Source organism: Parafrankia irregularis, assembly GCF_001536285.1.
Taxonomy (GTDB): domain Bacteria; phylum Actinomycetota; class Actinomycetes; order Frankiales; family Frankiaceae; genus Parafrankia; species Parafrankia irregularis.
Genome location: NZ_FAOZ01000024.1, coordinates 75,581 through 88,290, shown reverse-complemented (window position 1 = coordinate 88,290; position 12,710 = coordinate 75,581). Strand labels below are relative to the sequence as shown.

12 protein-coding genes and 1 pseudogene are annotated in these 12,710 nt (G+C 70.6%); 6 read left to right on the top strand and 7 right to left on the bottom strand.

All coding sequences use genetic code 11. The features are described from left to right. Positions 1-57: 57 nt before the first annotated feature. Together AWX74_RS27730 and AWX74_RS27725 are read right to left on the bottom strand one after the other, a co-directional pair. Positions 58-387, bottom strand: coding sequence for a YciI family protein (locus AWX74_RS27730; protein WP_207550427.1), 330 nt, complete (start codon positions 385-387; stop codon positions 58-60). A 96-nt stretch (positions 388-483) separates the two neighbouring features. Beyond that, complete coding sequence (locus AWX74_RS27725) at positions 484-1,362, bottom strand: LLM class F420-dependent oxidoreductase (protein WP_091282999.1); 879 nt, start codon at positions 1,360-1,362, stop codon at positions 484-486. Positions 1,363-1,489: 127 nt separating this feature from the next. Here AWX74_RS27725 and AWX74_RS27720 point away from each other — a divergent pair, with 127 nt between their 5' ends. The 4 genes and pseudogenes from AWX74_RS27720 (at position 1,490) to AWX74_RS27705 (ending at position 3,977) form a co-directional block, all read left to right on the top strand. Beyond that, on the top strand, positions 1,490-1,834 hold the full coding sequence (locus AWX74_RS27720) for an ArsR/SmtB family transcription factor (RefSeq protein ID WP_091282997.1): 345 nt from the start codon (positions 1,490-1,492) through the stop codon (positions 1,832-1,834). Between the two features lie 150 nt (positions 1,835-1,984). Then, complete coding sequence (locus AWX74_RS27715) at positions 1,985-2,773, top strand: Fic family protein (protein ID WP_091282995.1); 789 nt, start codon at positions 1,985-1,987, stop codon at positions 2,771-2,773. Between the two features lie 252 nt (positions 2,774-3,025). Beyond that, positions 3,026-3,481, top strand: a pseudogene (locus tag AWX74_RS27710) (LuxR C-terminal-related transcriptional regulator); the annotation flags it as partial. A gap of 112 nt (positions 3,482-3,593) precedes the next feature. Next, complete coding sequence (locus tag AWX74_RS27705; RefSeq protein WP_242666449.1) at positions 3,594-3,977, top strand: hypothetical protein; 384 nt, start codon at positions 3,594-3,596, stop codon at positions 3,975-3,977. Positions 3,978-4,095: 118 nt separating this feature from the next. On the opposite strand, the gene AWX74_RS27700 is transcribed toward AWX74_RS27705, so the two are convergent. Then, the gene (locus AWX74_RS27700) at positions 4,096-4,929 is read right to left on the bottom strand and encodes a nuclear transport factor 2 family protein (RefSeq protein WP_091282991.1); all 834 of its coding nucleotides are present in this window, start codon (positions 4,927-4,929) and stop codon (positions 4,096-4,098) included. Between the two features lie 116 nt (positions 4,930-5,045). On the opposite strand from AWX74_RS27700, the gene AWX74_RS27695 reads away from it, so the two are divergent. Further along, entirely contained in the window at positions 5,046-5,570 is a 525-nt protein-coding gene (locus tag AWX74_RS27695; RefSeq protein ID WP_242666448.1) for a TetR/AcrR family transcriptional regulator, read from the top strand. Between the two features lie 25 nt (positions 5,571-5,595). Here AWX74_RS27695 and AWX74_RS27690 read toward each other — a convergent pair whose 3' ends face one another. After that, positions 5,596-8,115 carry a diguanylate cyclase domain-containing protein gene (locus AWX74_RS27690; RefSeq protein ID WP_091282987.1) on the bottom strand — a complete coding sequence of 840 codons (2,520 nt, stop codon included), beginning with the start codon at positions 8,113-8,115 and terminating at the stop codon, positions 5,596-5,598. A 169-nt stretch (positions 8,116-8,284) separates the two neighbouring features. Continuing rightward, positions 8,285-9,205, bottom strand: a complete 921-nt coding sequence (locus tag AWX74_RS27685) for an SDR family NAD(P)-dependent oxidoreductase (protein ID WP_091282985.1) — start codon at positions 9,203-9,205, stop codon at positions 8,285-8,287. Between the two features lie 93 nt (positions 9,206-9,298). Between AWX74_RS27685 and AWX74_RS27680 the strand changes: the two genes are divergently transcribed. Then, entirely contained in the window at positions 9,299-9,790 is a 492-nt protein-coding gene (locus tag AWX74_RS27680) for a winged helix-turn-helix transcriptional regulator (protein WP_091282983.1), read from the top strand. Between the two features lie 34 nt (positions 9,791-9,824). On the opposite strand, the gene AWX74_RS27675 is transcribed toward AWX74_RS27680, so the two are convergent. Together AWX74_RS27675 and AWX74_RS27670 are read right to left on the bottom strand one after the other, a co-directional pair. Further along, positions 9,825-10,469: a response regulator transcription factor gene (locus AWX74_RS27675; RefSeq protein ID WP_091282981.1), complete on the bottom strand. Its 645-nt coding sequence runs from the start codon at positions 10,467-10,469 to the stop codon at positions 9,825-9,827. Next, entirely contained in the window at positions 10,466-12,604 is a 2,139-nt protein-coding gene (locus tag AWX74_RS27670; protein ID WP_242666447.1) for a sensor histidine kinase, read from the bottom strand. Before AWX74_RS27670 ends, AWX74_RS27675 begins: the two co-directional genes overlap by 4 nt. Positions 12,605-12,710 lie beyond the last annotated feature (106 nt).

Genomic DNA, 12,710 nt, shown 5'->3' with positions numbered 1-12,710 from the left:
GACTCACCTTCGCCAGCCACATCGGTCACATCGACCACATTCCGGTGTTGGCGAGGCTCAGATCTCGTGTCGGAACGCCGCAAGCTGAGGGCCGGTCGTCATCGGAAGAAACTCGGTAATGGTGTACGAGACCACGCCGTGACACTGGAACGGGTCGGCCTCGATGATCTGCTCGATCGTGGACCGGTCACCTGCCGTGAGAATTATTCCTCCCGTGCGCGGTTCCTTCCGCCCGGACGCCAGAAAGAGCCCGGCGTCGTAGTTGCGCCGGAGAAACTCCCGATGGCCGTCCATGTGCCGCTCGACCTCAGCCAGGTCGGCGGTGTATGTGAGATCCAGAATGAACAGGCTCGACATATCCGTAACCATATCGGGCTCTGCTGCCACGCCGGGAAAGTCACCTGATCGTCAGCACCCTGCGTGCCTGTGGACGTGCCGCGGTCGAGCAGATTCAGGCCCACATCTGAGCCCGGCATCACATCGTCACAGCAGTGCCGCGGCCAGGGCTCGCCACTGCTTCCGGGCGGGCCGTCCGGTACGGCTGCGCACGTCGGTGTCGTCCGAGATGACCTGGACGGCCACATGGTCCGCACCGGCGGCGTGGTGCTCGGCGACCCGCCCGGCGATCTGCTCGACCGTCCCCCAGGCGACCAGGGCGTCGATGAGCCGGTCGCTGCCGTTCCCGACGAGGTCGTCGTCGGTGAATCCCATCATCTGCAGGTTGCGCACATAGTTGGGCAGGGTGAGGTAGTAGCCGAGGTTACGGCGGGCGAGCGCTCGGGCCTCGGCGGGGTCGGTCTCCAGAATCACCTTCTGCTCAGGGGCAAGCAGCGGCCCCTCGCCCAGCGTTTCACGGGCGAACCGGGTGTACTCGGGAGTTACCAGGTAGGGATGGGCTCCCGCGGAGCGGTGCTCCGCCAGGGCCAGCGCCTTCGGCCGCAGCGCGGCGAGTACACGGGATGCCGCAGGAACCGGTTCCGGCGCGGCGTCAAGACCGTCGAGGAAGGCAGCCAGGTACCGGAGCGGTTGCGTGTAGGTCTTCCCGAACGCCCCCGCGGTGGAGGCGTGGCCGGCGCCGAGCCCGAGCAGGAAGCGGCCTGGATGTGCCGCGGCGACCCGCTGGAATCTCGCCGCCAGCTCGGCCGCGTCGGTGGACCACACGTTGACGATGCCGGTGGCCACGACCATTCGACCGGTCGCCGCGAGCAACTCGGCGGGCAGGCGCAGCTCAGGGGCGGAAGAACCGAGCCACAGGGCCCCGAATCCCAGTTCGTCGAGTTCCTCGACCGCCTCACGGGCATCCGGCGCGTTCCAGGCGAAGTACGGAGTCCAGATACCGACCCGTCCCACTGACACCGTCACGGGAGTCCTCCCTCGTGCGTAGGCAATGTTCACGCGGCTCATCAGTGTTCGACCACCATCGAACACCGATGAGTGTACGATAGCGATCGAACAGTCTGGATGTCGAGGAAGGCGAGCGCCGAGAACGATGACCGCGCGGGCACGACGCACCGTTGGCCTGCGGCACACCGATCCGAGCGATGTGAGCCTGCAGGAAGCGCTGGAGGCGCTGGCCGACCCGGTCCGCCGATCGATCCTTCGGGTGCTGGCAGGCGAGCCGGATTTCACCCGCGCCTGCGGCGGCTTCGACCTGCCCGTGTCGAAGGCGACCGCCAGCCACCATTTCTCCGTCCTGCGTGCCTCCGGGCTGCTCGAACAGATCGACCAGGGGCCGCGCCGCCTCAACCGGCTGCGCCGCGCCGAGTTCGACGCCCGTTTCCCAGGCCTGCTCGCGCTGGTTCTCACCGAGGACGAGCCGACGAAGACGAGCTGAGCCACCACACACTCAGCCCACGGCCGCCGAGCACGGATGCCGCGCGCCACCGGTCGGACGCGCCGAGATCCCGTGGTCGCCGTATCGTTGGATCACAGGCCTGGCTCGCGGCGTGTGCCGGTCGCGCGCAGCCCCAAGGAGGTGCGAGTCATGGCGACGAGCGAGGCGACGCGAGGCGCCCTCGGGTTCGTCTGGGATCGGTCCGCGGTGCGGAAGGATATTCCACGGTTCTCGGTAGAGCGAGCCCTCTGGCGGTTTCACCGGTCGCTGCCGGAGTACGTGTGGGACGCCGCGGTGCTCGAGGGCAACCCGTTCACCTACCCGGAGGTCCAGACGCTCCTCGACGGGATCACCGTGGGTGGACGGAAGATCAGCGACGAACGTCAGATCCTCAACCTCGCCGAGGCGGCGAACGAACTCGCCCGGCTCGTCAGGGCGCACGAGTTCCAGCTGTCCAAGGAGATCTCCGACCGGCTCCAACTTCTCCTCGCCCGAGACGAGGCGCTGGAATCGGGTCATTTCCGCGGCGAAGGCAGGGAGACACTCACCCCCGGTGTCAGCCTCGGACAGCATGGACGCTACCTGCCACCTGCCACCGAACGCGGCGGCGAAAACCTGCGCCGCATCTTCACGCAGGGAACCGAGTTCCTTTCCGCCGAGATCGACGACGAGTTCGAGCGGGCGATCGCCTATTTCCTCCTCGGCTCGCTGCAGCAGTTCTACTATGACGGCAACAAGCGCACCGCCCGCTACATGATGAATGGTCACCTCATGTCCCACGGCCTGGACGCCATCAGCGTCCCGGCCGCACGCCGCCACGAGTTCAACGCCGAGATGGTCGAGTTCTTTCGGCACCGGGAAGGTACCGGCATGTTCGGCTTCCTGACCTCCTGCCGGCTCGCCGCCGACGACGGTGTCGTACCGCGCGACGGCGACTAGCACCGGTCTGACGGCGGGCCCGGCCCGGCGACCTGGCTGGGGCCTTCCCGGTGGCCTCACCCGTTCTCGATCATCCAACTCCAGGATGAGGATCGGTCGTGCCGGTCTGCTCCCGGGGTCGGGTCGAGAAATCCGCCCAGGTGATGATGACCGCGAGGTCGGCGGACTGGATTCTTCCGCCATGGAAATTTCACGAACGGCGGGCACGAGCATGGGCACGGCCCCGGGCACAGCCGTGGCCGCGGCCGAACCGGCGGCGGCCTCATCCCGGCCCCGCGCGTCCTCGTACTCACCACCTTCGACCTGGACGAATACGTGTTCGGCGCGCTGCGTGCCGGCGCGGCCGGATTCCTGCTCAAGGACGCCTCCCGGGAGCGCCTGGTCGAGGCGATCCGCGTCCTGCACGCCGGCGACGCGCTGCTGTCCCCCGCGATCACCCGGCGGCTGGTCGAGGCCTTCGCCGCCCGCACCCGCCCGCCGACGCCGCCCGGCCTGCTCGACGCCCTGACGCCACGCGAGCGGGAGGTGCTGGTGCTGGTCGCCCGCGGCCTGTCGAACACCGAGATAGCCGGCCGTCTCGTCGTGACCGAGGCGACGGTGAAGAGCCACGTGGGGGCCATCCTCACCAAGCTGGGACTGCGAGACCGGGTCCAGGCCGTGGTGCTCGCCTACGAGAACGGCATCGTCGTCGCCGGCGAACCAACCTGACCCGTCCACTCCATCCAGCCAGCGCCGACGCGAGAGGCCTGGCCGGTGATCGCAACGGGACGCCCGGTCGTATTCTGGCGCAATGCCAGAAATCGGCGTCGAGAACCATCGGATGTCGACCGAGCTGAACGATCAGGACGATGGTTTTCGTATCCTTCTCGACGGTGAACCGGTGGCGATGACGCTCACCGAAACAGACACCATCGTCGGCAACACCAGGACACGCACCCGCGAGATCCGCCCGCCCGGTCCCGTCGACTGGCTCCCCGGCGGGGCCCCGCTCCCCGGTGGAGCCCGGCTCGGCGGCGGCGCCTGGCTGGAAACCGCGGAAATCGAGGTCCGCCCCGGCCGCGCCGTTCTCCTGTCTTTCCCCATGCTGTCCGGCGAGGCCTACAACACCGTGGTCTATCTCCGAGAAAGCCTTGTTCTGACCTTCGATCCGACCTACACCCAGGTGGACGTCACCTGGGACCACTGGAGCGACGTCTCCACCTGACCATCACCCGGCCGTGGACGGCGGTCGGAGGCATACCGCCGCCCGAGTCACCCTGGTTCTCAGGCAGGCGGAGCGATCGGGGTGTTCTGGCCGGCGGCGACCGCCCGGTGTGCGCGGATCACGTCCGGACGGGACCAGTGCGGGCGCCCCACAGTTCGGCGATCCGTCCCTGCGCGATCCGGATGATTTCGAGGAGTTCCCCGGTGCCGTCGGTGAGCCGGGAACGGATCACCGCGCGGTCGTCTTCGGCGATCAGGTCGGCGATCTCCGTGCGCAGGTCCGGTGCGGCCGCACGCATGGCGAGCCAGCGTTCCTTGACCGCGGCGGGCCCGCGGAACTGGAGCGGGTGGCTGAAGAAGTCGGCGGCGAAGATCTCGTCGACCGCCGGCAGGTCGAGTGCGTTGAAGGCGGCATGCATGCGAAGCGCGAGGTCCCGACTCAGCTGGGCCCCGGCCAGCTCGTCGGACGCACGGCCGGTTCCGTCGGCGAGCGCCCGCGCCAGCGGCTCGAGCCGGCCGACCGCCCGGGCCATCCCGATGTGGTCGGCGTAGTCGCGGGACTCGATGATCTGTCCGTCGCGGACGCGGACCACGAACACGCACTGCACCGCGAACTCCCCGGGCTCGGCCGTCCCGGTGTAGGCGAATTCCGCGACGACCACCTCGGGATCCGCCGTCCGATGCACGACCATGTTCGTCGGCGCGAACCGCCGGACACCGGATACTCGCCCGGCTGATCCTGCGAAGTGCTGGCGCAGCTCCGCGCGGGTGCGCATCGGCTGGTCACCCAACGGCGCGAACGGATGCCGGACGTCCGTCCGCTCCCCGTACAGGCCGGCGAGCATGTCGAGCTGTCGCTCCCGCTCGTCCGGCGTGAGATCACCGCGGACCAGTCGGCTCACACCGACGGCGACCATGCGAACGACGTCGGCCGGGGCAGGTGTCGGTAGCATCGAACCTCCAAAACGAAGTCTGGACTCCGGCACGTTAACGGAGTCCAGACTTCGTTTACAACGGTGCCGATGCCGGAAGCTGACGGAAGTCGAGGTGGGCGGTGCGGAGGAACGCCGTGGCCAACCGCGAGCGCATCCTCGCCGCCGCCGAGGCGGTGTTCGGTGAGCACGGCGCGGCCGGCTCCACCGAGGACGTCGCGCGCCGCGCCGAAGTCGGCATCGCGACCGTGTTCCGCCACTTCCCCACCAAGGCCGCTCTGGTGGAGGCGGCTCTGGTCCGCCACTTCGACCTGCTCAACGAGCAGGCATCCGCTCTGGCTGCCCATTCCGACCCGGGGCAGGCGTTCCGAGACCTGCTGCGAAGCATGATCGAGGGCGGGGCGACGAAGCTGACCCTCGCGGCCCAGCTGCCGGACGGACAGTTCCCGCCGAGCGTCCGGCAGGAGGCAGACAGGCTACGCGCGACCGTGGAGGTCCTCCTGGACCGTGCGGTCCGATCAGGGGCGATCCGCCGAGACGTCGGGGCCGACGAGGTCTATCTCCTGATCCGAGGTCTCGCCCAGGCATCCGCCACCACGCCGTCGGCACCACGGACCATCAGCCGGGCCATCGAGGTGGTGATCGCCGGCCTGAGCGCGTAGAGCCGAAAGCCGTCCATCGTCGTCGTCACGGACTGTTCCCGGTTGAAGCCTCGGTGCGTGGTCCACACCCCGTTGTCCGGGCAGACCCGGACCAGGGAGGTTCCGGGAGCGCCTTGCCGACGGCGACGCCCTGCATGAGGTCGCAACCTGCGCCGCGCACGGCGGCCAGCTGCAGCAAGGTGTCGACGCCACGGGCGGCGACGCCCAGGTGCAGCAGGTGGGAGAAGCGCACGAGCCCGGCGATGACCGCCTCGGCCATGGCGTCGTGCTCGGCGCCGTGGATGTTCTGGCTGCCGAGCCGAACCCCGTCGATGCCGGGGGGAATCGTGTCCCGGGTCGTGCTTCGCAACGGCCGAATCTCGCTGAGATCGACCCAGACGGCCATTCCGGCACCCGACAGCTCGGCGGTGATCGTGTCGAGCGTGCGGTCGCCCGGGACGGAGAGCGTGTCGGGAACCAGGATGCCGAGAGACGCCTGAATGCCACCGACGCCGGAGAGACAGGCGGCTCGAGAAATGATCGTCCTGCGCAGCGAGGTGTCGGACAGCCCTCGTTCGGAGATCCGCAGCCACAGTTCCCGCCGGGTGAGCTCCTCCTGGCGATCGGGCTGCTGCCTCGGTGCGGCCGTCGGCAGCACGGCGGCGACGCTGTCGACCAGCCAGCGGTCGACCGCGACCGTAAGACCGGCGTTGAACGCGATCGGGTAGAGGTCGTCCGGGCCGAGCAGGCCGCGGGTCGGATGGGCCCAGTAGGGGACCGCCTCCGCGGCGACGATCACGCCGGACTGGGACACGACCGGCTCGAAACACAGGGTCAGCTCGCCGGCGCCGAGGGCACGCCGCAGGTCGGTGCTGTCGCGCAGCCGGGTGGCCAGCGCCGCCCGGATCCGGTCGTCGTAGGCGAAGACGTGCCCCGGCCCGCGACGCTTCGCCTCGTACATCGCCATGTCAGCGGCGTTGAGAAGGTCCTCGGCATCGGTGAGGTCGGCGCCCGACCGGGCAAGCCCGACGCTGCCGCTGACACCGACCGGCCGGATCAGCTCGATGGGTGGGGTGAGCGCGGTGGCGATCACCCGTTCGCCGATGGCCCGCAGCTCATCGAGATCGCCGATGTCGTCACAGAGCACCGCGAACTCGTCTCCCGCGAGCCTGCCGACGACGTCGCCGGGCCGGACGGCGTCGCGCAGCCGGGAGGCGACAACCCGCAGCAGCTCATCGCCGCACTTGTGCCCGAGGGTGTCATTGATCGCCTTGAAGCCGTCCAGGTCGATGAACAAGACGCCGGTGTGCCGTCCGTCGTGAGCGGCGCGACGCAGGCTTCGGCCCAGGTGGTCGAGCAACGCGGCCCGGTTCGGCAGACCGGTGAGCGGGTCGTGCAGTGACAGGTAGCGGGCGCCGTCCTCCATCCGGATCCGCATCGCCGCGGCACCGAGAATCGCCGCCACCGAACGGACGAACGCCTCGTTGTCGGGCGTCAGCGGGTTGGTGCGGCGGCGCACCAGGACCGTGCCGATCCGCCTGCCGGCATGGGTGACAGGCACGGCCATGTCCGCGGCTTCCGCGTCCACGGGCCGGACGTCCACGGCACCGTCGGCGTCGGCGTCGGTATCGGTGTCGGCGTCGATGTCGGCGTCGTGGCGGACGGTGACCAGGTCGGCGCCGAGCTGCTGGGTGAGGGTCCGCACGCCCACGTCCCACAGCGTGTCCTCGTCCGCGATCCGCAGGGCCTGCTGCGCGAGATCCGCGAGCGCGGTGTCGCAGGCGGTGCGCCTCACCAGCTCGGCGGTCGCTCGTTCGTGCGCGGTGACATCACTGACGATGCCCGCGACGGACGCAGGCCCGCCTTCGGCTTCGGGCACCGGTACGAGATGCAGGTCGTACCAACGCCCGCCGGACTTCACGACCTGGTGGGCCTGTTCCCCGTGCATCGCGCGGCGCACCAGTGCCAGGACGGTGGGCTGGTCATGGAACGCCGCGCGGACGGCGGACCTGGCCTCCTGGTGCAGCGCGACGGCAGGCTCCGCGGAGTCGGAGCCACCGCTGAGCGGCACCTGCCCGTCGTGGTCGATGCGGAAGATCGAGAACGGGGTGTGGCCGAGGACGAGCCGCAGCTGCCGATGAGTGGAGGCGAGCTCGGAGACGTCCTCGAACCGGGCGAGAAGGCAACGATCACCGTCCACGGTGACCTCGACCGTGGACAGGAGGGCCTGGACAGCGGTGCCGTCGGGTCGGGCGATGCGCACGATCTGGGGTGTGTCGCCGGATCCGGCGAGGTCCGCGGCGATTCCGTCGGCTCCAACGGCTCCGTCGGCATGCACCGGGTGGACGATCTCGCTCCAGCGTCTGCCCACGTAGTCAGCCTCGCCACACCCGACGATCTCGCGGGCGGCCGGGCTGACACTCCGAACCCGCCCGTCGTCGCGACCCACGAGAACCATGCCGGTTCGGGCCAGCCCGAACCGGTCGAACAGGCCGGCGGGCTCCAGACCGCCGTCGCGCCCGGTCAGCGTCACCGGCAGGTCACCCACCCTCGTCTCGACCAACACGCCCAGGCGCTCCGCTACCTGAAGTCACCATCCAGGATCATTGAGTGCCAAGTGGGTCCGTACCCGGCACCTCGAAGGCAAACCTGCCGGCCGCACATTCGACCGGGCGGGGTCCGGCCGGCACCCGCACCCGCATAGTCACCAGCCCATCCAGCTGACGGCCGAACAGTCAGTGCACGCCACCGGCCGATCCGGGCCCTCCGGGCTCTCCGGGCTCTGGCAACAGTTGGGTGGGGCCGTGGTGCGTGAGCACCAGGCTCCTGGACACCTCGGCCAGTCGGCGCGCGTTGTCCGGGTCGAACGTCCGCAGACTCAGATCGACCTGCCTGCCGCGGTCGATCGCGGTGAGCCGGTCGGCGGGGGGCCGGTCGATCAGCTCGACCATCGGGGCGATCGCCTGGTCGACCGATCTCGCCGCGACCCTGCCGAGGACGGTGATGATCCCGCGCGCCGGCTGCCTCAGATGGGCGACGCCACCGCGCGTCGCGGTGAAACCGGGGTGATACAGCACGTACCGAGCCCTGCTGCTCGGGCTCTGGAGGAAGTTCCGGCCCAGCAGGTCGTTCGCTCGGCCACATTGCGCCTGCGCGCGCAGGATGCCATAGCGGCGCTCGGCCTGGAGGTCGTCGAATTTCACCGAGCCGACCTTCAACCCGGGCGCGGCGAAATTCACGATTACCGGGTTGTCGGCGGAATCGAGCTGGAAGCGCAGGCCGTGCCCGAGCAGATAGCGGCTCAGGTAGTACAGGCTGAAGGTTGATTCCAGCCCCTCGGGGGACTCCCGTCGGGTCCGGTTCAACCGGTTGGCGCACAGGACGAGCGCGTCGACCACCGGATGCTCACGGGTGATCGCTTCGACTGCCCGCTCGACGGCGGCGATGGAACTCAGGTCGGCCTGGACGAAGCGGCACCGGCGAGCCGCCCCCAGCAACGCGGCGTCTGCCATCAGCGCCGCGCCCCTGGCCTCACCGCTGCCAATCACGACAACCGTGTCGCCCCGGCCGAGCCGGGCGAGCGCGATGCCGCGACCCATCCCGTCGGTGCCACCGGAAACGACGACCGTCCTGCCGTCCGGATGTCGCTGCTCCATACCCAACTCCTCCCGCTGTTACCGTTCGAACCTGACACACAGGTTCAGCGCACCGTAATCGGCACAGAATCCATCGGGAAAGAAGGAACATTCATGTTGGATACGCACATGGGTGTGCCCACGGTGCTTGCCGTGGACCTCGGATTGCCGGTCACCCCCGCGGAACACGAGGCATGCCCGATCACGGACGTGCTGCGCCGGGTGGGTGACAAATGGAGCGTGCTGGTTGTCGTTCTGCTCGGGCGCGGGCCCCGGCGATTCAACGAGCTGCACCGTCTGGTCGAAGGCATCAGCCAGCGGATGCTCACCCGCACGCTGCGCGGCCTGGAGCGGGACGGCCTGGTGACGCGCACGGTCGCGCCGACGGTCCCGGTCACGGTCGAATACTCGTTGAGCGAGCTCGGCGTCACGCTGCTGGTGCCGCTCTCCGTCCTCACGGACTGGGTCATCACACACCAGGACGAGATCGCGGATGCCCGCCATGAGTACGACACCTGGGACACGGTGCCGCCGACATGCGGGCCGGCGTCCAGCGAGCAGCAGCAACAGCCGCGGCCGGTGAAGCGCTCCCCCGGTGGCGTCTGACCATGCCGACGTATCGGGCCCACGAATCGGGCCGCTACTCGGTCGTACCGGATCCGAAGCCGGCGTCGCGGGCCCGCAGGATCACCTCGGTGCGGGTCGCCGCCTCGAGCTTGGTGAGGATCGTCGAGATCCGGTTGCGCACAGTCTTCTCGGAGAGGGACAGCCGGGCGGCGATCTGCCCGTTGGCGAGACCGTCCGCGACGAGGTCCAGCACCCGGATCTCGGCGTCCGTCAGCTGAGGGAAGATCCGCGGTGAGAGCCCGCCGACGGCGTGGCGCACCTTGTCGGCGACCCCCGGTCCGATGACCAGCTCACCGCGCGCCACCGCCTCCAACGCTCGCGCGACGTCCGCCTTCGACGACTCCTTCAGCAGGTAGCCGCGTGCCCCCGCCTGCAGGGCCGCCTGCAGGGAGGCGGTGTCCTCGCTCATCGTCAGGACCAGGACGGACGTCCCTGGCGCCTGCTCGCCGATGCGGGCGGTGGCCTCGATGCCGCCCAGGCCCGGCATGCGCAGGTCCATGAGCACCACGTCTGGCCGGTGCAGCAGCACCGCCGCCAGTGCGGCGTTGCCGTCCGCAGTCTCGGCGACCACGGTCGCGCCCAGGTCGGCCAGCAGGCCGCGCAGCCCGTCCCGGAACAGCTCGTGATCATCGGCGATCACGACGCGCAGTGATGTCACACCGGGCCGCCTTCCCGCAACGGCAGCCGCGCCCGAACCACCGTGCCGCTACCCGCGCCGGTCCCGCCGCTCCCGGTCCCGCCGCGCGCAATCGCGCTGGGCTCGATCACGCTGGGCTCGGTTCCGCCGCTGGGCTCGGTTCCGCCGGTGGGGCGGACGGATCGGGCGTCGAGGACCTCCAGGCGACCGCCCACCTCACTCGCCCGCTCCCGGATGCTGCGCAGCCCGATTCCCGGGACCGCGTCGGCGGCCAGGCCGCCGCCGTCGTCGCACACCTCGACCAGCAGCCACGGCGGCTCGGCCCGAACCCGGACGACGCACCGCTCGCAGCCCGAGTGCCGGACCGCGTTCGTCGCCGCCTCCGCGACGATCCGGTACGCGGCGACCTCGGTCGCGGCCGGCAGGACGAGCGCCGCCAGTTCGGCCGGTGCGTCCAGGGCCACGACCGGCGCGAACGGCGCGACGGCCTGCGTCAGGGCGACCGCCAGCCCGCCCTCGTCGAGCGCCGGCGGGCGCAGATCCTCGACGATGTGCCGGATCTCGCGCACGGTGCCGCGCAGTCGGTCCCGGACCAGGGCGGCGCGCTCCGCCGCGGGGTCGGCCCGTTCCGCCAGGCCCGAGGCGATGACGTCGAGCTGCATCGCCATCGCGGCGAGCTGGGGGCCGACGCCGTCGTGCAGGTCGCGGCGCAGCCTGCGGCGTTCCTCCTCGCGCGCGGTGACCAGCCGCTCCCGGCTGCGCCGCAGCTCATGCTGTGTGCTCGCCGCGTCGAGCAGGTCGCCGGCCCGCCGGGCGATGTCGTCGAGCATCGCCCGTTCCGTCTCGGTGAACTGGTCGGCCGGATGGCGGCGGCCCACAAGCAGCGTGCCGGCCCGCCCGCGTCCGGTCCTGGCGGGCACCGGCAGCCGCTCAAGCCAGCCGACGGACGTCCCGGACTCGATCGTCGGCAGCCGTTCGTCGCTGCCTTCCACTGCTACGTAGGGCACCTTCAGCGCCTCCCGCACCCCGTCCGTGAGCTGGGAGAGCGCGTCCACCGGACCGGTGGCCAGGTCGAGCCGGCCACGCAGGACGGCGAGTACCGCGTACGGGTCGCGGGCCGCGCCGAACAGCAGCCGGTCGACGAGGCGCTGCAGCTGGTCGCGGGCCGCCGCCGCGACCAGCGCCGCGACCGCGAGCACGCCGTAGGCGATCCGGCGCCCCGGCACCAGCGCGCCCGCGCCGGCGACCGTCGCCGCGTAGGCCAGCAGCAGGAACGCGGTGAGCAGGCCGTATACCAGCATCCGGCTGAGCGCCGTCCCGATGTCGAACAGCCGATGGCGGACGGCGCCGACGCCGATCGCGGCGACCAGCAGCGCCATCCCGACGTCCATGCCGGTGGCCTGCCCGTCCGGCCCGTGCGGGAGCGCGCCGAGCAGGGTCGCGCCGAGCAGGCAGGCGACCCCGAGCACCAGCCACTGCAGCCGGGCCCGCTCGACGCCGGTGGACCGGCGCAGCCGCGTCACGACCGCCAGCAGTCCGAGCAGCCCGCCGCCGAAGATGACCGCCAGGGAGGTGATCATCGTGACGTAGCGCAGCCCGGTCGCGGACTCCAGACCGTACGGGTTGCGCAGCAGCGAGGACACGTCCAGCTGGGTCGGGCAGAACATCCGGGCGATCAGATGGCATCCGATGGCCACGGCGGTGGCGGTGACGGGAGCCCGCCACCGCCGGGAGGGCAGCCGGCCGTCGGGGAACAGCACCGGCACCAGCCCCCACAGCACCAGGTACGGAACGTAGCCCCAGGTCGCGAACCAGGTGGCCGCCTCCTGGGCGGGCAGCCCCTGCGCACCGGAGATGCCCTGCGCACCGGACAGCAGAGCGAGCGCCGCGTACTGGGTGGCCAGCAGGTACGGGCCGGTCAGCGCGGTCGTCAGCAGCAACCAGCCGACCCGGTTGCGCGGCTGGTAGACCAGCACCAGGGCCGCGACCAGCGGGAACGCGATGGCGAGGACCAGATCCGCGCGGTCCAACGCGACATGCTCGGCCGTGCGGGCCGTGACGTACCGGTGCAGCAGCACGGCGCCGACCGAGCAGAGGACGGACTGCAGCGCCAGCCCGACCGCGAGCACCGAGGCCACGACGGCTCCGGACGTCATCGTGACCGCCGGCGCGGCCGGGACCATAGGCGCGGCCGGGACCGTAGGCGCGGGTGGGACCGTAGGCGCGGGTGGGACCGTAGGCGCGGGTGGGACCGTAGGCGCG

Bases quoted from the DNA above. Each gene is read 5' to 3' on its own strand.
- AWX74_RS27670 (WP_242666447.1), bottom strand. From the start codon at position 12,604: ATGACGTCCGGAGCCGTCGTGGCCTCGGTGCTCGCGGTCGGGCTGGCG.
- AWX74_RS27705 (WP_242666449.1), top strand. From the start codon at position 3,594: ATGTCGACCGAGCTGAACGATCAGGACGATGGTTTTCGTATCCTTCTC.
- AWX74_RS27720 (WP_091282997.1), top strand. From the start codon at position 1,490: ATGACCGCGCGGGCACGACGCACCGTTGGCCTGCGGCACACCGATCCG.
- AWX74_RS27680 (WP_091282983.1), top strand. From the start codon at position 9,299: ATGTTGGATACGCACATGGGTGTGCCCACGGTGCTTGCCGTGGACCTC.
- AWX74_RS27685 (WP_091282985.1), bottom strand. From the start codon at position 9,205: ATGGAGCAGCGACATCCGGACGGCAGGACGGTCGTCGTTTCCGGTGGC.
- AWX74_RS27715 (WP_091282995.1), top strand. From the start codon at position 1,985: ATGGCGACGAGCGAGGCGACGCGAGGCGCCCTCGGGTTCGTCTGGGAT.
- AWX74_RS27700 (WP_091282991.1), bottom strand. From the start codon at position 4,929: ATGCTACCGACACCTGCCCCGGCCGACGTCGTTCGCATGGTCGCCGTC.